The organism is Vibrio limimangrovi, assembly GCF_054064025.1.
On the sequence record NZ_JBSUGF010000001.1, the window covers coordinates 379471 to 406272 of the forward strand.

Below are 26802 nucleotides of genomic sequence, written 5' to 3' on the forward strand. Positions count from 1 at the left end.
CACCACATAAGCAACTTGATTTATAAAAGAATTTTACAATGCAAATAAAAATGGCGAGAGCTTTCACCCTCGCCATGTTCACATTGAATACCACACTTAGTGATTATACGATCGGTTTTTGACCACGTTCAGCCAGCTTTAAAATCACACTGTCTGCGATTTTTCCGGCAACGCCAACCAGCTTGTCTGCCAGTTTTTTCTTCTGTACGTAATGAACCGCCAATACCGTTTTATCTTTACATGCCGCCACAATCAGATCATCAGACGTACTGATTTCATCAACTAAACCACGCTCTTTGGCTTGGGTGCCAAACCAGTGTTCACCCGTTGCCACTTTTTCCAACTCTAAGCTTGGGCGACGCTCACGAATAAAATCTTTGAACAATACGTGAGTTTCTTCCAGTTCTTGCTTGAACTTGTCACGTGCTTTATCGGTGTTTTCACCAAACATGGTCAGCGTACGCTTGTACTCACCGGCAGTCAGTTGTTCGTACTCAATATCATGCTTCTTCAATAATTTATTAAAGTTAGGTATTTGAGCGATTACACCAATCGAGCCGACAATGGCAAATGGCGCGGAAACAATTTTATCGGCGACACATGCCATCATGTAACCACCACTGGCAGCCACTTTGTCCACGGCAATCGTTAATGGCAAACCCGCCGCTTTAATGCGATCAAGTTGTGAAGACGCCAAACCGTAACCATGAACCATGCCGCCACCAGACTCTAAACGCAGGAGAACGTCATCTCCTTCACGCGCAACCGCAAGAATAGCGGTGATCTCTTCACGCAGTGAGTTCACTTCTTTTGCATCGATGCTGCCATGGAAGTCCAGAACGAACAGATGTGGTTCGCGCTTGCTGTCTAACGCCCCTTCTTTGCTCGCTTGTTTGATTTCTTTCTCGCGGGATTTGTTCTTTTCTTTTTCTTCTTTCTTCACTGCTTTATCACGGGCTTTGATAAAAGCCTCGTCATGTAAGTGATGTTCTAGTTGCTCAACAGACTGTTTATGCTGTTCTGAAAGGTTGGTGATCTCGAGTTCGCCTTTAGCTGCACCAGATTTCCCACCCGCCGATTTAACAAGAATAATCAGGACAACGATAGCAGCAACGACTGTGACAATCTTGGCCAAGAACAGACCGTAATCTAATATAAATTCCAATGAGAGCTCCTTTATCTCACTCCAGCATGTGTGTCAGGTATGGTGCGTAGAAAATCAGTTAGAGACTAACGAAGTGTGTAACCACTAGTGCTGATTGATTGCATTCAGATAACATACCTAACGATAGTTCTGGAATTGGTATAACACATGAATTGGTGTATTGTAACCATCTTGTCACGATTACCAAGATTTTCCATTGATAAATCGGCGTATTTTAGCGTCAATTAACTATCATGGACCCTCTTACAATAATAAGGATTAAACACCGTGGACTACTCCGTTTCAGCAGATGCCCTAAAAGATAAAGTAATTCTTGTTACCGGTGCAGGTAATGGTATTGGCCGTCAAGCCGCACTTGCATACGCAAAGCACGGTGCAACAGTGATTTTATTGGGCAGAAACGTTCAAAATCTTGAATCCATTTACGATGAAATCGAAGCTGCTGGTTACCCACAAGCCGCCATTATTCCTCTGGATCTAAAAGGGGCAACAAAACAGAACTACATTGATATGGCGGAGACCATTGAAGGCCAATTTGGTCGCCTCGATGGCCTGCTGCACAACGCTGGTGTTCTGAGCACACTTTGCCCATTCGAACAAATCAAGGAAGATGACTTCGACGACATCATGCAGATCAACGTAAAGGCAGAGGTTCTGATGACCCAGGCTTTACTACCTGTGATGCGCAAGTCTGAAGCGGGTCGTATTATCTTTACGTCTTCTACTGTTGGTCACTCTGGTCGTGCTTTCTGGGGTCCATATGCAATCTCGAAATTCGCAGTAGAGGGTATGATGCAGGTCCTTGCGGATGAGCTCAGTGATACACCAATCCGTGTTAACGCTATCAACCCGGGTGCTACACGTACGCGCATGCGTGAAAAAGCGTACCCAGGTGAAGATGCAAACCAGCTAAAAACACCACAAGACCTGATGCCACTGTACCTGCATCTAATGGATCCAAGTGTGACCGATGTGAATGGTCAGTGTATTGATGCACAGCCGAAGCGTAAGTAATTCCGTTCGAACTCCTTCACATAACCGATTGAAAAGGCAGCAAACGCTGCCTTTTTCATTTTTCTCTCCACAAAAATCTTGCGACTTTCCGCCATAGAAATATACTGTATATATATACAGTCAATTAAGTTCTACTGACCTAGCTATGCAAGATATTATTCAGCACTTAAAGAGCCAACACCTTGTTTGGCAAGCAAATTTAACTGAAGCGGACTCACATCCATTCCTCAACAGCTCTGGCTTTCCTGAGCTGGACACCCTGCTTGGTGGTGGTTTTCCACCTCATGGGGTAGTCGAGATGGAATCCGTAGGCAGCATTGGTGAATTGCGTCTGTTAGCACCTTATTTGAAATCCTCTATGGCCAGAGGCGTCACTACGTTTATTCAGCCACCAGCCCTGGTGAATTCACTCTTCCTGCACAGCATTGGTTTGGATATTAATCAAGTCTGGGTCGTCACACCTGGCCACCAGCGCGACGCTCTCTGGGCAACGGAGCAGTGCCTGAAGAGTGGCGCGTGCACCAATGTTTTGCTGTGGCAAGAGGAACTGGAGATCCATCAGGTCAAACGTCTGCAAGTCGCCAGTGAGCAAGGGGCTTGCCCTCTGTTTATGTTAAAGCCGAGCATGACAAACCGCCTGTCTCTGCCTGTATCACTCAGCCTCAAAGTTCAAGGCCACGAGCAAGGTGTCAGCGTTGAGGTATTAAAGCGCAAAGGTGGCTGGATCAAAGGTCAGGTAGACATAAACTTCCAACATCATTATCCGCAACTGGTGGTGCCAGCTAAGAGTCATACTCCGTCGACGGTGGTACATTTCCCTCTAGCCAATCAAGGTTAAGCGCATGTCATTATGGATTTATTTGCACTTCCCTAGCTTGCAACTGGACGCATTATTTGCTGACAACCAAGAGCAGCCAATGGTGATTGTCGAAAGCCAACGAGGCCGCATCATTCAATACAATGACATTGCGCAGCAGCAAGGAATTAAACCTGATATGGGGCTTGGGAGTGCCGCGTCTTTGTGTCGTGACTTACAAGTGCATCCTTACCATCCGCAAACCGAACTGAATAAGCTGCAGGAGATTGCCCAGTGGCTGTATCTGATCACATCTGATGTGGTACTGATGCCCAATAAAGGGATCCTGCTACGCGTAACGCCAATGCTCAGTCTATATGAAGGGCTGCAAAACTACTGGCGCAAAATCACCTCTCACTTAACCACTTTAAAACTGACTTTTCAGTTTGGCTGTGGGTTTTCACCATTCGCTGCCAAGCTGATGGCGCTGTCCGGGAATAACCAACTAAGCGAGAACCGTGAATTCATCCAGCAATCTCTCAACCTTGTGCCGCTGACACTAACTGATTTATCTGCGGTGACGGTTGATAAGTTGCAGCGTGTCGGCGTAAATACATTACAAGACTTGCTTGAATTGCCGCTGCAAGACATCGCTCGCCGTTTTGATATTGATTTAGTGAACTACGTGGGCCGACTGACTGGTCAATTTAAACATCCTGTCGACTTTTATCACCCAACTGAATCATTCCAGGTGTATCTGGAGCTGTTATTTGAGATCGAAAATGTCCAGTGGATTGAAAAACCTTTAACCAAGCTACTGAGACAACTCGAAACCTTTCTCAAGCTGAGAGACAAAGTCGCGTTCGAACTCTGCTTAACGCTACACCAGCGGGATAAACAACAGCAGTACCTTCCACTCACTTCAGCGCAAGGTGATTACTTATCCCAACGCTGGCTGCAACTCGCCAGTTTGAGTCTGGAATCCCTGACACTCAATGGCCCTGTGATTGGTTTGACTTTACAGGTGATTCGTCAGGGCGAGCCTATCAGCAGTGCTTGTGACCTCTTTGCCGGGCAGCAAGGCCAGATGAATAACTTAGAGCTGCTCTCTTTACTGCAGGCCAAACTAGGTAAACGTGCTGTACTCAAACCAGAGATTGCTTGTGACCCAAGGCCAGAGAAAGCCTGCCAGTATCGCCCGGCCGATGAACCTGATGTCACGATTACTTCCACTCCGCAATTGCTGCGTCCGGCGATGCAATTACCCACACCGATACCTCTCCAGGAGCAGGTGTCACTGGTGCATGGACCTGAGCGAATTGTTTCAGGGTGGTGGGATGGCGATGAGATCATGCGCGATTACTACATTGCGCACACCAGACAAGGTCGCTGGTTATGGGTGTTTCGCGATCAGCATAAGCATTGGTTTCTTCATGGATTTTTTTGTTAAGTCGATAGCTATTTTTGTTAAGTCGTTATGAATTACTCAGAACTGTTTTGTCAGTCCAATTTTTCTTTTCTTACGGGTGCTTCTCATGCAGAAGAGCTGGTGCTGCAAGCAGCCTTTTATCGCTATCAGGCCATTGCGATCACTGATGAATGTTCCGTCGCTGGCGTAGTAAAAGCGTACGCCACGATCAAACAACATAAGCTCGACATCAAACAAATCATTGGCAGCATGTTTTGGCTCAATGATGAATGCCAGGTGGTTTTACTGTGTCCATGTCGCCAAGCCTATGCAGAGCTGTGCCGTATCATCACTAACGCAAGACGACGCAGTGAAAAAGGAAGTTATCAACTCTCTGAATGGGATTTGATGTCGATTCAACATTGCTTTGTGCTGTGGTTACCGACTCATCAAAGCAGCGACTATTACTGGGGGCGTTGGTTAAAGCAACGTCATGCAAACCGTTTGTGGATCGCAATCCAGCGTCACCTTAGTGGTGATGATGCGGCATATACTCACCATTGTGAAAAACTCGCCCATGAGTTTGAACTACCTATTACCGCGTGTGGCGGCGTGCTGATGCATTCGGTTGAACGTCTACCCTTACAACACGTGCTAACCGCAGTGAAACACGGCTGTAGTGTCGACAAACTAGGGTTGGAACGAATTACCAATGCTGAACGAGCTTTGCGACCACTCAACAAACTTTCCCGAGTCTACAAACCGGATTGGCTTGCCGAGAGCAAACACATTGCTGATTTGTGTGAATTCAATCTGAGCGAGCTTAAATACGAGTACCCTGCCGAATTAATTCCTGATGGCTACACACCAGACTCTTATCTGCGAATGTTAGTCGAATGCGGGAAAAAAAGACGTTTTCCTGATGGCGTACCAGAAGACATTCAGAAAACGATCGAGAATGAACTCGCGTTAATTAAAGATCTGAAATACCACTATTACTTCTTAACCATTCACGACATTGTGATGTTCGCGAAAAAGCAAGGCATTCTCTATCAGGGACGAGGCTCTGCAGCGAACTCTGTGGTGTGTTATTGCCTGGAAATCACCTCGGTTGACCCAAGGCAAATTGCTGTGCTGTTCGAAAGATTTATAAGTAAAGAGCGAGATGAGCCACCGGATATTGATGTCGACTTTGAGCATGAACGTCGCGAAGAAGTCATTCAATACATCTACAAAAAATACGGTAGAGAGCGAGCGGCTCTGGCAGCAACCGTGATCAGCTATCGCTTTAAAAGCGCAGTCAGAGAAGTAGGTAAAGCTCTGGGAATAGAAGAAACCCAGCTCAACTTTTTCATTAAGAACGTGAATCGCCGTGATCGTAGCCAAGGCTGGCAAGCGCAGATTGTTGAGCTCGGATTACACCCGGAGTCGCTCAAGGGGCAGCAATTTATTCAACTGGTGAACGAGATCATCGGTTTTCCTCGTCATCTGTCTCAACACGTGGGTGGCTTCGTGATTTCGTCCGGACCGTTATACGAGTTAGTTCCGGTAGAAAACGCAGCGATGGAAGATCGCACTATTATTCAATGGGATAAAGACGATTTAGAAAGCTTAAAACTACTCAAAGTCGATGTGCTCGCATTAGGCATGTTGAATGCGATCAGAAAGTGCTTCCAACTGGTCGAAAAACACCACCAGTGTTCGCTTTCCATTGCAGAGATCACCCGACTTCAGGATGATCCTGATGTGTATCGCATGATCCAAAAAGCGGATACTGTTGGCGTCTTTCAAATCGAATCCAGAGCACAAATGAGTATGCTTCCTCGCTTGAAACCCGCCTGTTATTACGACTTGGTGATCCAAATAGCGATTGTGCGCCCGGGGCCAATTCAAGGCGATATGGTTCACCCATTTCTTAAAAGACGCAATAAAGAAGAGCCTGTGAGCTACCCATCAAAAGAAGTGGAAAGTGTGTTAGCACGGACCATGGGTGTACCGATTTTTCAGGAGCAGGTGATCAAACTGGCGATGGTCGCAGCCGGTTTCAGTGGCGGTGAAGCGGATCAACTACGTCGTGCGATGGCAGCCTGGAAAAAGAACGGTGATCTTGTCAAATTTAAACCTAAGCTGATCGATGGTATGCGCGAGCGAGGTTACGATTTAACGTTTGCTGAGCGCATCTTCGAGCAAATTTGCGGCTTTGGAGAATACGGTTTTCCCGAAAGTCATTCGGCTTCATTTGCGGTGCTGGCGTATTGTTCGTCTTGGCTGAAATACTACTACCCCGCCGAGTTTTATACCGCGCTACTGAATAGCCAGCCAATGGGTTTTTACAGCCCTTCGCAACTGGTGCAGGATGCTCGTCGTCACGGCATTGAAGTTTTGCCGGTATGTGTCAATCATTCGCTCTATCAGCATCACTTAACTAAGCGACCAAACGGTCGTCTGGGTGTGCAACTTGGCTTTCGCCTAGTAAAAGGTTTCAATAAAGAGAGCGCAACCCGACTCGTTAAACATCGTCCTAACAAGGGTTATCGTTCAATTCAGGAAGTAAAACAAATCTTGAGAAACCGTCGTGATATCGAACTGTTAGCATCCGCGAACGCTTTCCAGATATTATCAGGAAATCGCTATAGTGCTCGTTGGGCAGTCATGGACTCGCTGTCGGATCTACCTTTGTTTCATGATGTGCAAGAGCCTGTTTCAGGCTATCAAACACAGCCATCCGAGTATGAGAATCTGATTGAAGATTATGCCAGTACGGGGCTTTCTCTTAATCGTCACCCTGTTACCTTGCTGGAACAAGCAGGCAAGCTACCTCGCTTTACCCGTATGGAACAGCTCGTCGAGAAACCGCATAAATCACTGGTAACCGTTGTGGGTCTCGTGGCCGGACGACAATCTCCCGGAACCGCTGCGGGTGTGACCTTTATCACTTTAGAAGACGATACGGGGAACATTAATGTCGTCGTTTGGAGCGCTACCGCTCGTGCACAAAAGCAAGCTTATCTCACGTCAAAGGTAATGATGGTAAAAGGAATTTTGGAGAAAGAGGGAGAAGTCACGCACGTAATTGCAGGTAAACTGATCGACTGCACTCATCACTTAGCGGAGTTACAGAGCAAATCACGCGACTTTCACTAGTTCACTAGCGTTGGAGCCAGGCAGATAATAAAAAGGGATGAGAACTCAAGTTTCATCCCTTGATATATCGAATATAAAGTCAGAGTGGGAGATTAACCCTCTACTACTTTCATCAACAATTGCCCATCGTACAACGCTTGTTTTACCAGCGCAGCACCTGGCATTGTCGCCTGCTTGTAGAAACGTGACTCCACCAGCTCCAGGTCCTGGTGATAAACTGGCAGGCTCTGCTCTTCAATACAACGACGAATCGCTGGATAGAGCACATCTTTTGCCTGATTGATAACGCCACCAATCAACACCTTTTCAGGGTTAAAAAGGTTAATCACAATCGCAATTGCAGCACCCAGATAGCCTCCCAGTTTTTCGATCACATCAACCGCAAGAGGATCACCGTTAGCCGCCGCTTCACAAATGCTTTCGATGGTCATTTCTTCTTGTTCGGCAAGACTTGATTCCTCGCCATTAGCAATACGCATCACCACTTCTTCACGAATAGCCTGTGAACTCGCAACCGTTTCTAAACAGCCGATATTACCACAATGGCAACGTTTTCCATTTGGATCGATCTGTATGTGGCCCAATTCACCAATGTTACCGTGGCGACCAAGTAGAACACGACCATCCAGAATAATACCGGCACCTAATCCATGGTGAATAGAAATAAGAACGGAGTTTTCATTCTCTTTTGAGTGACCGAACAGTTTTTCCGCTAGTGCCCAAGCTCGTGTGTCGTTGGCAACAAATACTGGTAAACCTGTGGCTTTGTATATTTCTGGCCCCAACGCGAGATTTTCGACATTGTAGTGCGGCATTTGCAACACTATGCCTTGCTCTGAATTGACAAGACCGGGAAGTGTAATCGCGATACTCGTAACACGACCCAGTTGATCGGCGTAGGTTTGGAAAAATTCATCGATCTCATAGAGTAAACGTTCGAGCACATCATCTTGGTCAAGTTCGTGAATTTCGATTTTGGTATCGATCAACACATCACCGCCAAGTTCGTGGAGCGCAATCGTCAGATAGCCTCGCCCCAAACGCATCGACAGAAATTGCCAACCTTCATTGTTGACTTGTAATCCCACTGCCGGACGACCACGGCTCGTTGCTTCTTGAACTGTGGTTTCATGAATCAGGTGTGCTTCAATTAATTCTCGAGTGATTTTGGTGATACTCGCAGGCGCAAGCTCGCTTTGCTTTGATAAATCAATTCGAGATATTGGACCCTTTAAGTCAATTAATTTATATACACGACCAGCATTGACCTGTTTGATATGATCAATATGGCCTGGTTGAGCCATGTACATCTTGCACTCCAAAATTCTATAACCCGACAATTTTTTTACTTTGCGAAGTAATTGTGAAGTGAATTAATAAATCCCCGTGACAAGCATCACGCATAAACCTGTATGTTTGTGTATTCAATCAAATAACTAAGAATCTACAGCTGCTAAATTGTGTGAAAAGTAACTTATTTCATTTGCCGAATTAGGGGTAAAACTTGAGACAATCTCTGGCACGCGGCTATGTTGGGCTGAGATATGGGCTTAGATTTATATCTAAGTGGATCACTTTTTATTCGTGTTCATCTGAATGCCTCTATTCTGTGAGTATACTTAATACACAGATTTCGAGTTACCTTGTCCCACACTAGCATTCTTCGGAGAATCTATGACTGCCAAATTGAGAAGAACAAAAATCGTCACCACTCTTGGACCTTCCACCGATAAAGACAATGTACTTGAGGAGATCATCAAGGCAGGCGCTAACGTTGTAAGAATGAACTTTTCACACGGTAGCAGTGAAGATCATATTCAGCGAGCCAACAAAGTACGTGCAGTGGCAGCAAAATTAGGCCGTCAGGTTGCAATCTTAGGCGACCTACAGGGCCCAAAAATCCGCGTTTCTACCTTCAAAGATGGCAAAATCAATCTAAAAGTAGGTGATAGATTCACCCTAGACAGTGACTTGCCAAAAGGTGAAGGCGATCAGGAATCTGTAGGTTTAGACTACAAAGAACTGCCGCGGGATGTCGCACCAACCGATATTTTGCTTCTTGATGATGGCCGAGTGCAATTACAAGTCACCAGTGTAGAAGGAAATAAAGTCCATACTCGCGTCACCGTTGGTGGTCCGCTATCGAATAACAAAGGGATCAACAAAAAAGGGGGCGGCTTATCTGCCGATGCACTGACCGAAAAAGACAAAGCAGACATGCTTACTGCAGCGGCGATTAAAGTCGATTATTTAGCGATTTCGTTCCCACGAAATGGTGAAGACATGCACTATGCACGTCGTTTAGCGCGTGACGCAGGCTTAGAAGCGAAGTTGGTGGCCAAAGTAGAGCGTGCCGAAACCGTTGAAAGTAATGAGACGATTGACGATATCATTCTGGCCTCAGATGTTGTCATGGTGGCTCGCGGTGATTTAGGAGTAGAAATCGGAGATCCGGAACTAATCGCGGTACAGAAAAAGCTTATTCGTCGAGCACGCAGCCTCAACAGAGTCGTCATCACAGCAACTCAAATGATGGAGTCGATGGTCAATAATCCGATGCCGACCCGTGCGGAAGTGATGGACGTAGCGAATGCCGTTTTAGATGGCACTGATGCCGTGATGCTATCGGGTGAAACTGCGGCGGGTCTGTACCCTGTAGAAACAGTAAAATCAATGGCTGAAGTGTGTCTTGGTGCTGAAAAAATGTCTGAGGCAAGTTTATCGTCATATCGTTTAGATAGAACCTTTGAGACAGCAGAAGAAACCATTGCAATGGCAACCATGTACTCTGCCAACCACATGGAAGGCATCAAAGCGATGATCTCTTTGACCGAATCTGGCAGAACAGCCTTAATGATGTCACGCCTGAGCTCGGGTTTGCCTATTTTTGCGTTATCAAGAAATGAATCGACACTGAATCGCGCCGCTTTGTATAGAGGTGTAACGCCAGTGTACTTTAATTATAAAGGGGAAGCAGGATTACCTACCGCGCAAGCTGCCATCGCTTGTATTAAAGAGCGAGGCCTTCTAGACGACGGTGATTTAGTCATTATTACTCAAGGTGATGTGATGGATGTGGTGGGCTCGACCAACTGTATGCGGATTCTTTCTGCTTAACCTATCCGTTACCTATTATTAAGGGCTCGAGTTGAGCCCTTTTTTAATCCAAAGTTGTGGATGCTGCTAGGCACTTTCACGGCCATCTGCATTGAGATCAAGCTGGTCATAAAGTTGGATGAAGTTATAGCCAGCCTGCAAACCAAGTTGGTAATCATGCTCTAACGCTTCACGATCGCTCAATAAAGAAGATGACAATAGCCCCTCTTTCGGTGCAATTTGCAGGATAAAAGTATCATCCGGCGGCGTAGATAGAAACGCCTGAGTGAGCTCAAACGTCTGGTAATGGATCATAAGCATGTCCGCTAAACCAGAATCAAAATTTTCGCCAATAAGGTGACTCAAACGATAAAGATTATCTGCACCAAATAGCCATCTTCCACCATTTAAAAGCATTTTTCCGGAGAGTTTAGATTGATGCGCGACATTTATCTTTTGCTGGAAGAATGATGACCAATCCGACTTCCATTGACTGACTTTTTGTTGCCATGATTGCTGAACCGAGTTGATCGACTCTCGATACCACTGGACTGGTCTATCTCCGATTTCACTTTGCGCCCTTGCTTCCGTCTCAGAGAACGGCTCTGTTCGGATCACAATGATATTACGCGCATTCTGTCTCCACGCTTCCTGAACAGGGATAGAAGCAGACACACCACCGTCGACAAACTTATGTCCATTCAAATCAACAGGACCAAGATAGAGTTTAGGAATCGCACATGTTGCCAGCATAGTAGTAAACCAGGAGTCTCCAAGCATCGGAAGATACTGGTCGGAAAGTGTCTCTACGTTAGTGACAGCCGCAAAGGCCCGCCTGTCACCTAGCGTCTTACGCCCCAAATCCAAATCGAGTTTGTATGGAAATTCTTGAATTCTGTGTAGCGCCCATTCGAGCCCTAAATACTGCTGATTCCGAATGTACTGAAACAGATTAAAAAACTCTGGTGATGTGGTGAGCTCAGTAATGAAAGCCTTGCCCATTCCGTGTTGGCGACATAAGTACGGGCACAAGTTTAATGCGCCCGCAGAAGTGCCATAAAATTCATCAAAAGGATCAAAATTGGAGAGTAAGAATGCATCAAGCACTCCAGCGGTAAAAATCCCTCTCTGCCCTCCACCTTGCGTGACGAGAGCAGTTTTGCCATGCCTGAAATGTTCATAAACATCTATATCCACTTCAGTATGGCTTTCAGTAATTATACCGCTGTTACGTATCATCGGCTTACGTCTTCTACCACTCTACGCCTAGATTAAAGCGACAAAATCGCCGTAAATCCAAACGAAAGAATGACTGCGAAAACAACGACTACAATAATTAGTGCGGACTTGAGATCGTGTTCCATAAACACCTCCTAAAACTGTAACAAATTAATAACACCGGTGTGAGATATCTTCAAGACTTGCTTAATTTGTTCGCACGATTTTGGCTAAGCCATCACAATTAGCTTAGTCATAATAAGGAGATAGCGCATGAAGAATAAATTTGGCTGCTTAGTGGGAGGCATTTTGTTGAGTATTGCTGCTCAAGCCCAGGCAAACATCATTATCACTCCATTTCTTGGCTATACAGCGGGAGGAAAAGTCGAAGACGAAGGTGGTAAAACCTACGACATTGATGCCGCCGCAAACTATGCATTAGCGGTAGAAACTCCCTTTTACCAAGGGAAGATTGGGCTCTTTTATTCTTATCAGCCAACAGAAATAAAAACACTATCAAACTCTGCAAACATTCATTATCTGCAATTTCAGAGCAGTATCGCCTACCCTATTACACCAAGCTGGCAAACGTACATTGGAGCTGGAATAGGTGGCTCTTATAACGATGTAAACTGGGCAGACAACAAATATGGTTTTTCGGCCAGTGTATTTGCGGGCATTGAATATGAATACTCAAAAACATTTGCCCTTACAGCGCAACTACGATGGCTGGGTACCGTAGTTGATAACGATACCTCTGGGGCATGTACATTACCGGCAGAAGAGTCAACCTGTGTTGTCAAATATGACACAGACTGGATGAATCAATTTCAATCCAATGTCGGATTTAGTTTTCGCTTTTAACTGCAACAGATTGAGGAAACATCATCTAGGAGGATGTACAAAAGCTAGACGTACGCCCTAAATCACTAAAATAGTCCTTATGACCACATTGACTGTAATTTAGCAGTTATTTATTTCAGAGTTTATCAATAAGAAGTTAGATCACCCCTAACAATAGTTCGTTTAACAAGATTAAAACCAAACTACAGACTAAGCTTAACATTTAGAATCTGTTGCGCTTATTATTATTAAAAGTTAGTCTGAACAACGAAAACAGATAAATATTTCAGTTTTATCAAACACACATCAACAATCTAAGAGTTAAACTCTTATTTCTCTTAAGTTAAGCAGCATATAACTTGGCAAATAAATAACAACTTAGAATTTAAGGCGTGAAAACTGACGGATAACAGTTGCCCTTACTTCTAAAAAATTGCCTTGTTGCTTACAAGGAGAGCTTCATTCCTTAGGGAGTCGTACAGGAGTCAAATATGAAGCGAGAACAATGGGGATCCCGAGCAGGGTTCATCTTAGCAGCAGTAGGATCAGCCATCGGGTTGGGCAACATTTGGCGTTTCCCATACATGGCATACGAGAATGGCGGCGGAGCATTTTTTATTCCTTACCTTTTCGCCATGATCACTGCAGGTATTCCATTTATGATCCTAGAGTTCAGTATGGGACAAAAATACCGAGGTTCAGCACCAAAGACATTAGCTAAAATCCATTCAAAATTTGAGTGGCTTGGCTGGTTCCAGGTTGGTGTTGCTGCGGTCATCGCCGTTTACTACGTTGCCGTAATTGGTTGGTCAATCTCTTACTTTGGCATGTCGTTCAGTCAAAGCTGGGGAGCGGATACTAACGCTTACTTCTTTAGTGAGTACCTTAAGTTGGGTGACAATTCACCAACTAACCTAGGTAGCATTCAGTGGAAAATAGCACTGTCTATGGCGATTGCCTGGGCAGTAACTTATGTCGCGATTGCCAGCGGCGTGAAATCAGGGATTGAGCGTGCATCAAAGATCATGATGCCAATCTTGTTCCTGATGGTGTTGTTCCTAATCGGTCGTATGATCTTCTTACCAGGTGCTTTGGCTGGTGTGAACTACATGTTCGAACCTGATTTCAGTAAGATTTGGGACGTCAAAGTATGGGCAGCGGCTTATGGTCAGATTTTCTTCACCCTAAGTATTGGTTTTGCCATCATGCTCGCCTACTCCAGTTACCTGCCAGAGAAATCAGATATCACAAACAATGCGTTTATGACGGTATTGATTAACTGTGGTTTCTCTATCCTTTCGGGCATCATGATCTTCTCAGTATTGGGATACATGGCTCAAGAGCAAGGTAAACCGCTAACTGAAGTGGTTTCTGCTGGTGTGGGTCTAGCGTTTGTAACACTACCTGCGGCAATTAACCTGTTACCAGCTCCATACATTCTTGGTCCATTGTTCTTCTTTGCTCTGGTTGTAGCAGGCTTGAGCTCTCACATTTCGATCATGGAAGCAGTCACATCTGCGATGATCGATAAGTTGAACTGGACTCGTAAGAAAGCAGCAAACGTAGTTATCGGCACGGGTTTCATCGTATCAATGGCATTTGCAACCAATGGTGGTCTACTACTATTGGATCTGGTTGACCATTTCGCGAATAACATCGGTATCATGGTTGGTGGTCTGGTAGAAATCGTATTGATGGCATGGTTGCTTAATCGCGTTGCTGAAGTTCGCGGCTACGTTAACGAACGTTCTGATTTCTCTGTGGGTCAATGGTTTGAAATCTGCTTGCGTTTCGTAACCCCTGCCATGTTAGCGATTATCTTAGCGACTAAGCTATACGCTCTATTTACTGAAGGCTATGGTGGTTATGACTTGACCTTAGGTTGGGCAATTATCGCAGCGCTATTTGTCTTCGGACTATTAATTAACGCAGTAAACCGCAAGGAGACAACAAAATGACAATCAGTGCAATCATCATGATGGTTATTGGTCTGGGTATTACCTGGGGTGGTGCTGCGATTTGCATAAAGCGCGCAATGAACAAGCAATAACATTTATTCCCTAAAATTAAAATGCCGGCTCGAGAGCCGGCATTTTTCATTTATGCAGAACTAGAAGCTGTATTTCACACCTACCGCTCCACCGACTTGCAAGTCAGCGCCTTTGTAAAGATCCAGCTCAGGATGAATTTGTGCGTACACATCCCAACCTTGTGAGAGGTCCCAATTCACACCAAGTGGTACACGTAGACCAAACTCATCATCCCATTCATACCAACCGCCAACACCAACGTACCACGTCACAGGAACGCTCTGGTCAAACGAACCGCGTTTGGCAATGTAATCAAAAGCCATACCGTCGTTACCGATTATCCCGCGATACGTTTTATCGATCTCGACAACCACACTTAATTGCTGATCAACTGCCATACCAACGGCTAGATCAGCTGGCTGATTAGCAGCCATTGCAGCGCTAGACAGAAGTCCCGCTGCCAGTATTAATTTCGTTTTCATACGCGCTTATCAATTCTTAAAAAACATCATGTACAATTCAAACACGTGTGAATTTAATTATGTCAACGATGAGTAAGAAGGATGTATGGAAACACTCAAGATGATGAAGTTGCGTTTGACGTCACATGAATGCAGGCAGAGTTTCCGATAAAGTAACTCACTACAATAGGTATATTGGCGGGTAGCATATCGCGAATAAAGTGCTATAAAAGCAAAAAGGAGGCCGAAGCCTCCTTTCTAGTCTTTCATGGACAACTGTGATTAGCCGTGGTTACGAATCCACTCATCCATTTCTGTTTTTAGGTTATCAGACTTAGTACCGAAGATAGCCTGAACACCACCAGCTACAACTACAACACCTGCTGCACCGAGTTTTTTCAGTTTGTCTTGGTCAACAGCTGCAGTATCCGCTACCGCGACACGTAGACGAGTGATACACGCATCTAGGCCAGTGATGTTAGCTTTACCACCGAATGCTGCTACCAATTCACCGCCCATATCTGAGCCAGAAGTCGTTGCTACAGTCTCAGTTTCATTTTCGCGGCCAGGCGTTTTAAGGTCTAGAGCAGTAATAACAGTGCGGAATACCACGTAGTAAATAACAGCGTAAACCAGACCAACACCAATCATCAGAACCATCTTCTGAGCATTACCAGACAACACTAAGAAGTCGATAAGACCGTGAGAGAAAGAGGTACCGTGTACAAATCCTAGTGTGTTCGAAACCACATATGCAGAACCAGCTAGTAGCGCATGGATACCGTATAGAAGCGGAGCAACGAATAGGAATGAGAACTCGATAGGCTCGGTAATACCAGTCAAGAATGAAGTCAACGCAGCTGACGCCATGATACCCATTACTTTCGCACGGTTCTCAGGCTTCGCACAGTGAGCAATCGCGATTGCTGCCGCTGGTAGACCGAACATCTTGAACATGTAACCACCCGCTAACTGACCGAAGCCATTACCAGCAGCACGTGATGCTTCATCTGCAACAAGGTAACAAGTTAGTACACCGTTCTGAGGTTGACCTGCCGCATTAACACAACTACCTGCTTCGAAGAAGAAAGGTACGTTCCAAACATGGTGCAGACCGAATGGGATTAGAGAACGCTCAACGATACCGTAGATACCAAACGCCAATTGTGGGTTTTGCTCTGCAGCCCAGTGTGAGAATGCGGCAATACCACTACCGATTGGTGGCCAGATGACAGAAAGGATAACACCAAGAATGATCGCACCAAAGCCAGTGATGATTGGCACTGCACGTTTACCTGCGAAGAAGCCAAGGTATTCAGGTAACTGAATCTTGAAGAAACGGTTGAATGCCCAGGCAGCCAAACCACCACTTAAGATACCGCCTAGTACACCAGTATCGATTTTTTCAACGCCCATGACGCCAGCCATTACACCAAGCGTCGCGGTCATAATACCGTAGCCAACGATTGCAGCCAGACCTGCTACACCATCGTTATTTGTGAAGCCTAGAGCAACACCGACAGCAAATAGCAAGGCCATCTGGCCAAATACAGAACCGCCAGCTTGTTCCATTAGGTTAGAAACAATCTCTGGAATGAAACTCAGATGGGCAGCACCAACACCCAGAAGAATACCTGCAACCGGCAATACCGATACTGGAAGCATCAGTGATTTACCAACTTTTTGCAGGTTAGCAAAAAGGTTTTTGAACATGTTCAAGCTCCTGATAAGTATATAAGTATTATTTGGGTACTAACGACCACCCCCCGTAGCCTAAATGTTAGCACCCAATTAAGATGTAACCACAAATTGAGTATATTTTATGGCTCAAAATATATTATTGATAACCCTCAAAGTTCGATGACAATAATCCTTTCAAGATCACGAAAACAACAAATTGATTGGCAAATTACTCTAAAAAATGCGACCCATACCACCCACCAATACCTTATTGACAAATATAAATACGACGAATATCACCATAAGGATAAAGTAGACAAAATCGCAGCGTCAATTCTGAGTTCAATAAACACCAGATCTATAAATTGACGAAAAAATCTAACAGAAGCATAGGCGATAAATAGCACTTAGGATGCTGAAATCGAGAATAAATAAAAAAATGAAGGGATGATGAGCTTAGGCTTTTTTGAATATAAAAAAGCCCGCTGACTTATCGCGGGCTTTTACTAGAAAGAAAGGTTACTTCTGAGCTTGCTGAGCACGGAGCTCATGCAAAGGTTCTTTGTCATACATATAAAGCTGTATTGCCGAGTACACTGCATAGAGCCCTAAACTTGCAAAGAAATAAACAATTTTCTCTTTTTCTCGAGATAAATATGATGACAAATCAAGCTGCTCAATCCCGCGACTGTTCTCTACTTGGAGCAGGTACTTACCTAGTGACTTGTTTATCATTTTGTAACAAACAGTACAGTAACCAAGGTAGATACCAATAAAGGTCAATAGCATAATGACAACTAATGCCAATAAAACCGGCAGAGCAATATCATCGTTTAATGAAAAGCCCTCAACCTGACCACTCCATAGATTGGATGCGAGTAATGCAAGAACAGACAGCACGACCTGAGTAAACATCTTAGCGATCATCAGATCGATAACGAATGCACCTGTTCTACGAAATTTGTCACCAATACTCATTATTTACCAAGCAGTGAGTTAATTTGAGCTTTGTAACCAGCAGCTTCAGCGCCGTAAATAGCCTGAATACCAGTATCGCCAACTTTAACCAGACCACGAGCACCAAGCTGTTGAGTCCAGAAATCGTTATCTTTAACGTCAGCACCATTTTTCACAGTGATACGCAGACGAGTGATACAAGCATCAACGTCAACGATGTTCTCAGCACCACCAAGTGCTTCGATCATGTCTTTTGCTTTTTGGTTGTCACCAGCACCGCCTTTCGCTGCGTGGTAGTCTTTCTTAGATACAACCGCTACTGCACTGCCTTTGCGACCCGGAGTCTTGATGTCGAACTTAACAATAAACCAACGGAAAACAAAGAAGTAAACAAACGCGTAAGCGATACCTACTAGAGGGATGAAGTACCAGTGGTTTTCAACGCCAGTTACACCAGGAAGAACACCAAATAGCGAGAAGTCAATGAAACCACCACTGAACGTCATACCAACTTTAACATTTAGCATATCCATCAGCATGAACGATACACCAGCCAGTGGCACGTGAATCGCGTAGTAAAGCGCTGGAGATAGGAATAGGAATGTAAATTCGATTGGCTCTGTGATACCTGTCAGGAATGCAGTTAGCGCAACTGAGAACAGTAGACCACCTGCTGCTTTCTTGTTTTCGTCATCCGCTAGTGTGTACATCGCGTATGCTGCAGCTGGTAAACCAAACATCATGAACGGGAACTTACCAGTCATGAAGTTAGTAGAAGTAAACTGAGAGAAATCGCCAGAAGCCAGAGAGGCGAAGAAGACGTTTTGTGTACCTTTGATCACTTCACCAGCAACTTCTGCTGTCGCGCCGATTTCTGTCTGCCAAAGTGGCAAGTAGAATACGTGGTGCAGACCTACAGGAATTAGAGAACGTTCGATAACACCGAAGATGAAAGAAGCAATGTAGCCGTGGCCAGATGCTGTCATTTCACCTAGTGCCGCACCGATAGCGCCGAACGCAGCACCAAAGAATGGCCAGATGAAAGTCAGAACGATACCGTAGAACAGCGCTGCGAAAGCACTGATAATAGGAACAAAGCGAGCACCGCCGAAGAAACCCAGGTAATCAGGCAGTTTTGCATCGTGGTATTTGTTATGAAGAACAACAGTGATTGCACCCGCGATCAAACCACCAAACACACCCATACTTAGCGTATTAGCAATACCTAGCGTATCAGCCAAGACACCCGCGTATTCACTACCCATAAGGATAACAGTGTTTGCGTCAGCGTTGATCATGTTTGCAACGACTAGCGTTTTAGCGATAGCTACGTTCATAACCAAGTAAGAGATAAGAGCCGCTAGTGCTGCAGCACCTTTTTCTGCACGAGCGAAGCCAACAGCAATCGCTAGAGCAAACATTACTGGAAGGTTTGCAAATACAATACCGCCAGCAGCAGTCATAACTTGTAGGAAGCTATTTAGCATGCTTCCCTCTTGAAGCACGCCAATATTGTACGCTTCAATCATTGTAGGGTTAGTAAAACTACCCCCGATACCCAACATGATACCCGCAGCTGGCAGCAAAGCGATAGGCAGCATAATGGATTGCGAAAGTTTACTAAAGAAACCTTTCATTAGTTTTGCTCCTGATAGAATTTTTAGAATGGTTAGAGGGCTAGCGGCACACCCCCGCAGCCTGAATGCTAGCCTCTATAGAAAATACAAAAGCGGACGCGATATATTTTCTGGCTCTAAATATATCGCGTAACTGGTACCGGTTTCTAGCAGATGCTAGAGTTTAGTTTCAAAGTAATAGACAGATCACAGTCTGCAACCCCTTAAGTAATGGATTTCATCATAATTAACTTATTGTTTTTTATGTATTTTATGAATGACAATATTAATTTTAAGGAGTAAATAAAATAGGATCTTTTGTTACTTTTTATCACAAAATAAATGTAGGTTGAATTGATATCAAAAAACCAACAAATTTGGTTAACTACTCTGAAATTTTTAAATAAATCGAATTTTAGGTATAAAAAAGGAGCCTAAGCCCCCTTTTTAAGCCAAATCTTTTTATCTATCGTAAAAAAAGATTTCGGAAATTATTGGTTGTTTTTTGTGCAACCTCAGAGAGGGAGCAGGATTTAAGTTGTGCAATATACGCAGCGACCTCAACAACATAAGCAGGTTGATTCTCTTTACCTCGGTGTGGAACTGGTGCTAAGTAAGGTGAATCCGTTTCGATAAGCAACTTGTCTAGTGGAAGCGTCTTGACGACTTGTTTAAGTTCCGTTGCCTGACGGAAAGTCACAATGCCCGAGATTGAAATATAGAAACCTAGCTCAAGCGCTGCTTCCGCAAAGGCGAGATCTTCAGTGAAACAGTGAATAACACCGCCACACTTTTCTGCACCGCCATTCCGTAGAATATCCAGTGTATCTGCACGCGCATTTCGCGTATGGATAATCAGAGGCTTATTCAACTCAACAGCTAAGTCTACATGCTGTTCAAAACGTTCTTTTTGCAGAGCCGCAGTTTCTGGCTGGTAGTGGTAATCCAAACCCGTCTCACCGATCGCGACTACCTTGTTATGTGATGCATACTTATGAAGCGTATCTAACGAAAAAGCACTCTCTACATCCAGAGGGTGAACGCCACAAGAAGCGTAAACATTCTCGAATGGCTCAATCATTTCCAACATATTAGGAAACGAGTCCAAAGTAACACCAACAGAGAGTAACTCTGTCACATTAGCCTGCTTGGCTTTATTAATAACGTCTTCCACACTAATGTGGAGATCGTCGTAATTCAACTTGTCCAAATGACAATGCGAATCTACGAACATATTGCCTCTCGTGATTCAATTAACCAATTGATTGATAATAGCTCAAGATTTAAGCCTGGAAAGACTTGTACTTGAGCCTTGATGTCCAGCAACTTCTTTGCTGATGAATACAAACCGTTATAGCTTTTTTGCTGCAGTTTGTAGGCTCCCGGTAAGAGATCATCTACCGAAACTCCGAATTGAACCTTCTGAGCATCGGTAAGCAGATACCAGGCCCAGTTCATTGCTCTCTCCGGGTTACTTGCTATATAAGATGCACAACGGGAAATATCCGCGACAGGAGATGATAAAGCTTCGAGGAATTCACGTTCAAATGTCGCGTACTCCTCCAATTCACCACTATTGAGTGCTTCCAGCGTTTTAATTGGGGAGCCCATATTGAGTTTTAACGCATAAGCGGGAAGTGATGACGCTCCATGCGCAGTTAGCCATTGCATCGCTTGCTCTGTCGATGGTGGGGTGACAACCCACTGCTGACACCGGCTTCGAATCGTCGGCAGTAAACGCTCCTGATTGTGAGTAACCAGCAAAAACAGACATTTTTCACCTGGTTCTTCGAGTGTTTTTAACAACGCGTTTGACGCCGATTCGTTCATCATGTCCGCAGGTTCAATGATGAATAAGCGATATCCGTTTAATTGTGACGACTCATGCGCGAGACGATTACATGCACGGATTTGGTCAACTGTAATAGACTTGCCTTCTTTTTCTGGCTTGATCCAGTGTAAGTCAGGATGGCTGTGCGATTGAACCAACTGGCAGCTATGGCAGAAACCACATGCTTCACTGCTGTAGTTTTGACAAAGGAGCGCATGGCTAAAGTATTCAACGAACTGCTCAACTGCCAACCCAGATTCGCTTTGAAGCAGTAAAGCACCAGGTATGCGTTCTGAATCTAAACCAGCTTTCAGATTAGTCCATACCGGCTCTAACCATGGAAAATCATTTAACATGAGTAACCTATATCCCCTTTTTCGCCTATTGGTGCGACAACCACTCATTTAACGCTTCTTGAATGTCTTGGGATACTTTATCAATGGTCTGTTCCGCATTGATGACCACAACCGACGGATCATGTTTTGCGATATCCAGATAACGCTCACGAGTACGTTCGAAGAAACTGATGTCCATCTTCTCGATGCGGTCCAGCTCACCACGCCCACGAGCACGTTCAAGACCGATTTTAGGATCAATATCCATATAAAGCGTTAAAGCAGGCTTAAAGTCACCGAGTGTCGTCTCGCGGAGGTTTTTCATTAACGAAGCATCAATCTGACGCCCTCCCCCCTGATACGCCTGAGAGGACATGTCATGTCGGTCACCCACCACCCATTGCCCTTTGGCCAAAGCAGGCTTAATGACGTTCTCGACCAGTTGTACGCGCGCCGCATAAAGCAAAAGTAGCTCAGTCATATCTTGAAGCTCTTCGCCTTCGTGCTCATCTTTAACCAGTGCTCGCATTTTCTCAGCCAGAGGCGTTCCTCCCGGCTCACGGGTATTAATAATATCGTGGATCCCCGCATCGTTAAGCGTTTTCAAAACGGTTTTAATGGCTGTACTTTTACCCGCGCCTTCCAGGCCCTCTATGACAATAAAGTTCGCTTTCATCATTTATTCTTTCTTAATTCTTTTAAATAGGCTCGTACGGCACGATTGTGCTCAGCAAGAGATTTGGTGAACACATGCCCACCCTTACCGCTTGCAACAAAATATAGGTAGTCACTCTGTTCTGGATTTAGAGCTGCAACAATTGAAGCTTCACCCGCCATCGCAATTGGCGTAGGTGGTAACCCATCAATAACATAAGTGTTATACGGTGTAGGTGTGCGCAAATCTTTTTTACGGATATTGCCATCGTATGCCTCTCCCATTCCGTAGATAACGGTCGGGTCTGTTTGCAGACGCATACGCTTGTTCAGACGGTTAACGAATACCGATGCGACTCGCTCGCGCTCTGAATCAATTGCCGTCTCTTTTTCAATGATGGAAGCTAAAATCAGCGCTTGATACTGATCTTGAATCGGTAACTTTTCCTGACGCGAATCCCAATGGGCCTCTAGGATACTATTCAATTTCTGATGGGCACGTTTGAGTAGCTGGCTCTCACTCGTTCTGGCAGTGTAGTGGTAAGTTTCAGCTAAAAATAGCCCTTCTAACTTTTCACGTTCTATGCCCAATCGAGTCGCCATCTCTTTCTCAGACAGACTGGTCAAATCGTGCTCTACGTAAGGCGCATCTTTAAGCAAACTGACCCATTCCGAAAAACGACTGCCTTCGACGAACGTGATCGCGAATTGATGCTCTTTTCCTGTATTGAGATGCTCCAATGCTTGATAGAGCGACATTTTTGGCTCAAGTTGGAATGTTCCTGCCCTTACTTGTAACAACTCCGGATAAAGACGCGGAATTAAACGCGTATAATCAGAAGCCTCAATAACTTGTCCTTTAACCAAATCGCGCATGACCTGATTAAAACTTGTACCATTTTCTACCGTAAATAGCTGAGGTTGCTCAAGTAGAATTGGCTTATTCACGTATTGCTTCGCCTGTGAAACAACGTAAAAAACACCTGCTGCGCCAATCAAAGCAATCAGCACAACAACAGCCAGCAGTTTTTTAATCACGTAGTTAGGTTTCCTTGCAGTCGTTTTGTCACTTTTCCTATTGGAAATTCAATCTTTTGGTTTGATGCCGCAATACTCGTCACCGGAGCGACACCTAATAATGAGTTACACATCCATACCTCGTCGGCTTTAAGCACATCAGGAAGAGCAAAAGAGCCGACTTCCACACGGATGCCGTTGGCATACAAAAACTCGAGCACCTTACGGCGCATAATACCCGCAACACCGGACAAACTAAGATCTGGCGTACAGACATTATTATCTTTAACCCAAAATAGGTTGGCCATTGTAGTTTCAATGACATGATTTTGCACATTTAACGTTACTGCATCGGCAAACTCAGCCCCTTCAATTTCGGCTTTCGCAAGAATTTGCTCCAAACGGTTATTATGTTTATGTCCCGCAAGGAGAGGTTGAATGCCTAAGCGCGTCTCACATACCCCAAGACTCACGCCATTCTTTTGCCACAGAGTGTAATGAGCGGGAAAAGCAAAGTTTGAAATGGTAACCATTGGACCGTCAATGCCACTTGGGCTATATCCTCTTCCACCTGCACCTCGACTGATGTGAATTTTAACCCCAGCATAGTCATCCTGCAGGACGGCATTATTTGTCCATTCAGATACATCTTGCCAATCAGGGGAAGGGATCAGGAGTGTTTTGAGACACGCTTCCAAACGTTCTACATGTTCAGGCCAGTACACCAATTCCCCATTCTTGGTCAGGATCGTGGTGAAGCAACCATCACCATATTGAAAGGAACGATCGCCAAGTGGAACATGCGTTTGCGGAATTCCATTTACCCAAAACATACGGTTACCTTTAAAATTGCGGATATCAAATAAAACAAAACGGCTCAATGCTAAGCATCGAGCCGTTAGAATACAAGTTCCACTTATCTAAATAAGGTTAGACAGTGTTACTCTGAGAACAAATGTTACTCTGCGAATAGAATGTTACTCAGCGAACTTTTTGAATACCAAAGAACCGTTTGTACCACCGAAGCCAAACGAGTTACAGATTGCGTATTCCATACCTTCAACTTTGCGCGCAGTATGCGGTACAAGGTCGATATCCAGGCCTTCTTCTGGATCATCAAGGTTTATCGTTGGCGGAACAATTTGATCAACCAAAGACAGCACCGTGATGATTGCTTCGACAGAGCCTGCAGCACCTAATAGGTGACCAGTCATAGACTTAGTTGAAGAAACGAGAACTTGCTTCGCACCCTCTTCACCAAGAGCACGTTTCACGCCCTTGATTTCAGCTACGTCACCAGCAGGAGTAGAAGTACCATGTGCGTTTACGTAACCCACTTGAGTACCTGTGATATTAGCATCACGCATTGCTGCTTCCATCGCTAGTGCGCCACCTGAACCATCTTCACTTGGAGAGGTCATGTGGTAAGCGTCGCCAGACATACCAAAGCCAACTAGCTCTGCATAAATCTTAGCACCACGAGCTTTCGCATGTTCGTACTCTTCAAGTACCATGATGCCAGCACCGTCACCCAGAACAAAACCGTCACGGCCTTTGTCCCATGGACGAGAAGCTTTCTGTGGTTCATCATTACGAGTTGATAACGCTTTAGCGGCACCAAAACCTGCCATACCTAACGGTGTTGACGCTTTTTCAGCACCACCAGCAACCATAGCATCTGCATCACCGTAAGCGATCATACGCGCTGCATGGCCAATGTTATGTAGACCAGTAGTACATGCCGTAGAAATCGCAATGTTTGGGCCACGAAGACCACGCATGATAGATAGATTACCTGCAACCATGTTTACGATGGTTGATGGAACAAAAAATGGGCTAACTTTGCGTGGGCCTTTTTCTACTAACGCAGTGTGACCTGATTCAATCAGTTCTAGACCACCAATGCCTGAGCCAATTGCAACACCAACTCGAGGTGCGTTTTCTTCGGTAATTTGTAAGCCAGAGTCATCAAGTGCTTGAATACCAGCTGCAATGCCGTACTGGATGAATAGATCCATTTTACGAGCATCTTTCTTAGACATGTACTCTGTGCAATCGAAATCTTTAACAAGACCTGCAAAACGAGTTGAGAAGTTCGTAGCATCAAAGTGATCGATATTCACGATACCACTTTGACCTTCTAGCAGGGCTTTCCAAGATGATTCTACTGTGTTGCCTACCGGTGACAACATACCCATGCCAGTGACAACTACACGACGCTTGGACACGATATAATTCTCCGGGAATTGAATGTTTCTATGGGAGGATAGAAGAAGTTAGAAAAAACACAGGCGGTCTAGGAGACCGCCTGGAGGAGATAATTACTGAGCGCTGTTTACGTAGTCGATTGCAGCTTGAACAGTAGTGATCTTCTCAGCTTCTTCATCAGGAATCTCAGTATCGAATTCCTCTTCAAGAGCCATAACTAGTTCTACAGTGTCTAGAGAATCTGCGCCTAGATCGTCAACGAAAGAAGCTTCGTTTTTAACTTCTGCTTCGTCCACACCTAGCTGTTCAACAATGATTTTCTTTACGCGTTCTTCGATGTTGCTCATTTTTTCTTTTCCTTTACAGATTTCGCCTAATGCGATGATTCCGTAGTTTATTCGAACTATTGAAAGTTGCAAGGGGGTCCTTGCTGGTCAAACCACAAAATTAGCGAATTTAACCGAATTTCAATACATTTTTGACTTAAATCATGCACAAATCTTGCGCACAAGCATGACAGGTTCATGACAGTTAGATGTAACTATAAGCCATTCTCCACAATGTAAAGTAGCTTATTTTGCAAAAACTGTCGTATTAAACCATGTACATACCACCATTTACATGCAAAGTCTCACCAGTAATGTACGCAGCTTCTGGTGAAGCCAGGAACGCAACTGCTGATGCAATTTCACGAGGATCGCCCAGACGACCTGCTGGCACGTTCGCCAACGTTGCTGCACGTTGTTCGTCATTTAGCGCTTTAGTCATATCAGTTTCGATAAAACCTGGAGCCACTGTGTTTACTGTTACACCACGAGAAGCGACTTCGCGAGCCATCGATTTAGTGAAACCAATCACACCTGCTTTAGCTGCAGCGTAGTTAGTTTGACCAGCATTGCCCATCGTGCCCACAACTGAGCCTACGTTGATGATGCGGCCAGAACGCTTTTTCATCATTCCGCGCAATACTGCTTTAGACATGCGGAAAATTGGCGTTAAGTTTGTATCAATGATGTCGTTCCACTCGTCATCTTTCATACGCATTAATAGATTGTCGCGAGTGATACCTGCGTTGTTTACCAGGATGTCGATCACACCAAACTCATCATTGATGGTTTTTAGTGTTGCTTCGATAGACTCAACGTCGGTTACGTTAAGAGCCAGACCTTTACCGTTTTCACCAAGGTATTCACTGATGGCAGCAGCACCGCTTTCAGACGTTGCAGTACCGATTACCGTTGCACCGCGTTCAACAAGAAGTTCAGCAATTGCACGACCAATGCCACGGCTTGCGCCTGTCACTAGAGCAATCTTACCTTCTAGATTCAT

Annotated in this window: 24 protein-coding genes; 8 read left to right on the top strand and 16 right to left on the bottom strand. The window is 44.8% G+C overall.

Going from position 1 to position 26802, the window contains the following annotated elements:
* Positions 1–103: 103 nt before the first annotated feature.
* Positions 104–1165, bottom strand: a complete 1062-nt coding sequence (gene sohB, locus ACWYU8_RS01675; RefSeq protein WP_457516571.1) for a protease SohB — start codon at positions 1163–1165, stop codon at positions 104–106.
* A 267-nt stretch (positions 1166–1432) separates the two neighbouring features.
* On the opposite strand from sohB, the gene ACWYU8_RS01680 reads away from it, so the two are divergent.
* The 4 genes from ACWYU8_RS01680 (at position 1433) to ACWYU8_RS01695 (ending at position 7527) form a co-directional block, all read left to right on the top strand.
* Positions 1433–2179, top strand: coding sequence for a YciK family oxidoreductase (locus ACWYU8_RS01680; RefSeq protein ID WP_457516572.1), 747 nt, complete (start codon positions 1433–1435; stop codon positions 2177–2179).
* A 145-nt stretch (positions 2180–2324) separates the two neighbouring features.
* Positions 2325–3017, top strand: coding sequence for a translesion DNA synthesis-associated protein ImuA (imuA, locus tag ACWYU8_RS01685; protein WP_457516573.1), 693 nt, complete (start codon positions 2325–2327; stop codon positions 3015–3017).
* Positions 3018–3021: 4 nt separating this feature from the next.
* Positions 3022–4425: a Y-family DNA polymerase gene (locus tag ACWYU8_RS01690; protein ID WP_457516574.1), complete on the top strand. Its 1404-nt coding sequence runs from the start codon at positions 3022–3024 to the stop codon at positions 4423–4425.
* 27 nt (positions 4426–4452) lie between these two features.
* Positions 4453–7527, top strand: coding sequence for an error-prone DNA polymerase (locus tag ACWYU8_RS01695; protein ID WP_457516576.1), 3075 nt, complete (start codon positions 4453–4455; stop codon positions 7525–7527).
* Positions 7528–7619: 92 nt separating this feature from the next.
* Here the strand turns inward: ACWYU8_RS01695 and mlc are convergent, their stop codons facing one another.
* Entirely contained in the window at positions 7620–8837 is a 1218-nt protein-coding gene (gene mlc / locus ACWYU8_RS01700) for a sugar metabolism global transcriptional regulator Mlc (RefSeq protein ID WP_444495284.1), read from the bottom strand.
* 364 nt (positions 8838–9201) lie between these two features.
* On the opposite strand from mlc, the gene pyk reads away from it, so the two are divergent.
* Complete coding sequence (gene pyk, locus ACWYU8_RS01705; protein WP_457516578.1) at positions 9202–10644, top strand: pyruvate kinase; 1443 nt, start codon at positions 9202–9204, stop codon at positions 10642–10644.
* 66 nt (positions 10645–10710) lie between these two features.
* Here pyk and ACWYU8_RS01710 read toward each other — a convergent pair whose 3' ends face one another.
* Together ACWYU8_RS01710 and cydH are read right to left on the bottom strand one after the other, a co-directional pair.
* Positions 10711–11862, bottom strand: coding sequence for a patatin-like phospholipase family protein (locus ACWYU8_RS01710; RefSeq protein WP_457516579.1), 1152 nt, complete (start codon positions 11860–11862; stop codon positions 10711–10713).
* A 32-nt stretch (positions 11863–11894) separates the two neighbouring features.
* Complete coding sequence (gene cydH, locus ACWYU8_RS01715) at positions 11895–11987, bottom strand: cytochrome bd-I oxidase subunit CydH (protein WP_457516581.1); 93 nt, start codon at positions 11985–11987, stop codon at positions 11895–11897.
* A 127-nt stretch (positions 11988–12114) separates the two neighbouring features.
* Here cydH and ACWYU8_RS01720 point away from each other — a divergent pair, with 127 nt between their 5' ends.
* The 3 genes from ACWYU8_RS01720 to ACWYU8_RS01730 all read left to right on the top strand — a co-directional run bounded on the left by ACWYU8_RS01720 (position 12115) and on the right by ACWYU8_RS01730 (position 14734).
* Positions 12115–12705 carry an outer membrane beta-barrel protein gene (locus ACWYU8_RS01720; protein ID WP_457516582.1) on the top strand — a complete coding sequence of 197 codons (591 nt, stop codon included), beginning with the start codon at positions 12115–12117 and terminating at the stop codon, positions 12703–12705.
* A 470-nt stretch (positions 12706–13175) separates the two neighbouring features.
* On the top strand, positions 13176–14642 hold the full coding sequence (locus ACWYU8_RS01725) for a sodium-dependent transporter (protein WP_457516584.1): 1467 nt from the start codon (positions 13176–13178) through the stop codon (positions 14640–14642).
* A complete protein-coding gene (locus ACWYU8_RS01730; RefSeq protein ID WP_457516586.1) occupies positions 14639–14734 on the top strand; it encodes a MetS family NSS transporter small subunit in 96 nt (31 codons plus the stop codon). Before ACWYU8_RS01725 ends, ACWYU8_RS01730 begins: the two co-directional genes overlap by 4 nt.
* Positions 14735–14794: 60 nt before the next feature.
* Here the strand turns inward: ACWYU8_RS01730 and ACWYU8_RS01735 are convergent, their stop codons facing one another.
* From ACWYU8_RS01735 to fabG, 12 genes are all read right to left on the bottom strand, one after another.
* Positions 14795–15196: a hypothetical protein gene (locus ACWYU8_RS01735; RefSeq protein WP_457516587.1), complete on the bottom strand. Its 402-nt coding sequence runs from the start codon at positions 15194–15196 to the stop codon at positions 14795–14797.
* Between the two features lie 261 nt (positions 15197–15457).
* Positions 15458–16888: a PTS glucose transporter subunit IIBC gene (ptsG, locus tag ACWYU8_RS01740; RefSeq protein WP_457516589.1), complete on the bottom strand. Its 1431-nt coding sequence runs from the start codon at positions 16886–16888 to the stop codon at positions 15458–15460.
* A gap of 486 nt (positions 16889–17374) precedes the next feature.
* Positions 17375–17833 (bottom strand): hypothetical protein, encoded by a 459-nt coding sequence (locus ACWYU8_RS01745; RefSeq protein WP_457516591.1) that lies wholly within the window; start codon positions 17831–17833, stop codon positions 17375–17377.
* Positions 17833–19449 (bottom strand): PTS transporter subunit EIIC, encoded by a 1617-nt coding sequence (locus tag ACWYU8_RS01750; protein WP_457516593.1) that lies wholly within the window; start codon positions 19447–19449, stop codon positions 17833–17835. The genes ACWYU8_RS01745 and ACWYU8_RS01750 overlap by 1 nt, the downstream gene beginning before the upstream one ends.
* A 445-nt stretch (positions 19450–19894) precedes the next feature.
* Positions 19895–20662, bottom strand: coding sequence for a TatD family hydrolase (locus ACWYU8_RS01755; RefSeq protein WP_457516594.1), 768 nt, complete (start codon positions 20660–20662; stop codon positions 19895–19897).
* Positions 20653–21615 (bottom strand): DNA polymerase III subunit delta', encoded by a 963-nt coding sequence (locus ACWYU8_RS01760; RefSeq protein WP_457516595.1) that lies wholly within the window; start codon positions 21613–21615, stop codon positions 20653–20655. The genes ACWYU8_RS01755 and ACWYU8_RS01760 overlap by 10 nt, the downstream gene beginning before the upstream one ends.
* 25 nt (positions 21616–21640) lie before the next feature.
* Positions 21641–22273 carry a dTMP kinase gene (gene tmk, locus ACWYU8_RS01765; RefSeq protein WP_457516597.1) on the bottom strand — a complete coding sequence of 211 codons (633 nt, stop codon included), beginning with the start codon at positions 22271–22273 and terminating at the stop codon, positions 21641–21643.
* Complete coding sequence (mltG, locus tag ACWYU8_RS01770; RefSeq protein ID WP_457516599.1) at positions 22270–23286, bottom strand: endolytic transglycosylase MltG; 1017 nt, start codon at positions 23284–23286, stop codon at positions 22270–22272. Before mltG ends, tmk begins: the two co-directional genes overlap by 4 nt.
* Entirely contained in the window at positions 23283–24098 is an 816-nt protein-coding gene (gene pabC / locus ACWYU8_RS01775) for an aminodeoxychorismate lyase (protein WP_457516601.1), read from the bottom strand. The genes mltG and pabC overlap by 4 nt, the downstream gene beginning before the upstream one ends.
* 144 nt (positions 24099–24242) lie before the next feature.
* Entirely contained in the window at positions 24243–25493 is a 1251-nt protein-coding gene (gene fabF / locus ACWYU8_RS01780) for a beta-ketoacyl-ACP synthase II (RefSeq protein WP_457516603.1), read from the bottom strand.
* Between the two features lie 93 nt (positions 25494–25586).
* Positions 25587–25820 carry an acyl carrier protein gene (gene acpP, locus ACWYU8_RS01785; RefSeq protein ID WP_004406112.1) on the bottom strand — a complete coding sequence of 78 codons (234 nt, stop codon included), beginning with the start codon at positions 25818–25820 and terminating at the stop codon, positions 25587–25589.
* A gap of 247 nt (positions 25821–26067) precedes the next feature.
* Positions 26068–26802 (bottom strand): 3-oxoacyl-ACP reductase FabG, encoded by a 735-nt coding sequence (gene fabG / locus ACWYU8_RS01790; protein WP_444495361.1) that lies wholly within the window; start codon positions 26800–26802, stop codon positions 26068–26070.

What these genes read in the sequence shown, in the direction of transcription:
- imuA (WP_457516573.1), top strand. Translation starts at nt 2,325, where the DNA reads ATGCAAGATATTATTCAGCACTTAAAGAGCCAACACCTTGTTTGGCAA.
- ACWYU8_RS01690 (WP_457516574.1), top strand. Translation starts at nt 3,022, where the DNA reads ATGTCATTATGGATTTATTTGCACTTCCCTAGCTTGCAACTGGACGCA.
- ACWYU8_RS01695 (WP_457516576.1), top strand. Translation starts at nt 4,453, where the DNA reads ATGAATTACTCAGAACTGTTTTGTCAGTCCAATTTTTCTTTTCTTACG.
- mlc (WP_444495284.1), bottom strand. Translation starts at nt 8,837, where the DNA reads ATGTACATGGCTCAACCAGGCCATATTGATCATATCAAACAGGTCAAT.
- pyk (WP_457516578.1), top strand. Translation starts at nt 9,202, where the DNA reads ATGACTGCCAAATTGAGAAGAACAAAAATCGTCACCACTCTTGGACCT.
- ACWYU8_RS01710 (WP_457516579.1), bottom strand. Translation starts at nt 11,862, where the DNA reads ATGATACGTAACAGCGGTATAATTACTGAAAGCCATACTGAAGTGGAT.
- cydH (WP_457516581.1), bottom strand. Translation starts at nt 11,987, where the DNA reads ATGGAACACGATCTCAAGTCCGCACTAATTATTGTAGTCGTTGTTTTC.
- ACWYU8_RS01720 (WP_457516582.1), top strand. Translation starts at nt 12,115, where the DNA reads ATGAAGAATAAATTTGGCTGCTTAGTGGGAGGCATTTTGTTGAGTATT.
- ACWYU8_RS01725 (WP_457516584.1), top strand. Translation starts at nt 13,176, where the DNA reads ATGAAGCGAGAACAATGGGGATCCCGAGCAGGGTTCATCTTAGCAGCA.
- ACWYU8_RS01730 (WP_457516586.1), top strand. Translation starts at nt 14,639, where the DNA reads ATGACAATCAGTGCAATCATCATGATGGTTATTGGTCTGGGTATTACC.
- ACWYU8_RS01735 (WP_457516587.1), bottom strand. Translation starts at nt 15,196, where the DNA reads ATGAAAACGAAATTAATACTGGCAGCGGGACTTCTGTCTAGCGCTGCA.
- ptsG (WP_457516589.1), bottom strand. Translation starts at nt 16,888, where the DNA reads ATGTTCAAAAACCTTTTTGCTAACCTGCAAAAAGTTGGTAAATCACTG.
- ACWYU8_RS01745 (WP_457516591.1), bottom strand. Translation starts at nt 17,833, where the DNA reads ATGAGTATTGGTGACAAATTTCGTAGAACAGGTGCATTCGTTATCGAT.
- ACWYU8_RS01750 (WP_457516593.1), bottom strand. Translation starts at nt 19,449, where the DNA reads ATGAAAGGTTTCTTTAGTAAACTTTCGCAATCCATTATGCTGCCTATC.
- ACWYU8_RS01755 (WP_457516594.1), bottom strand. Translation starts at nt 20,662, where the DNA reads ATGTTCGTAGATTCGCATTGTCATTTGGACAAGTTGAATTACGACGAT.
- ACWYU8_RS01760 (WP_457516595.1), bottom strand. Translation starts at nt 21,615, where the DNA reads ATGTTAAATGATTTTCCATGGTTAGAGCCGGTATGGACTAATCTGAAA.
- tmk (WP_457516597.1), bottom strand. Translation starts at nt 22,273, where the DNA reads ATGATGAAAGCGAACTTTATTGTCATAGAGGGCCTGGAAGGCGCGGGT.
- pabC (WP_457516601.1), bottom strand. Translation starts at nt 24,098, where the DNA reads ATGTTTTGGGTAAATGGAATTCCGCAAACGCATGTTCCACTTGGCGAT.
- acpP (WP_004406112.1), bottom strand. Translation starts at nt 25,820, where the DNA reads ATGAGCAACATCGAAGAACGCGTAAAGAAAATCATTGTTGAACAGCTA.
- fabG (WP_444495361.1), bottom strand. Translation starts at nt 26,802, where the DNA reads ATGAATCTAGAAGGTAAGATTGCTCTAGTGACAGGCGCAAGCCGTGGC.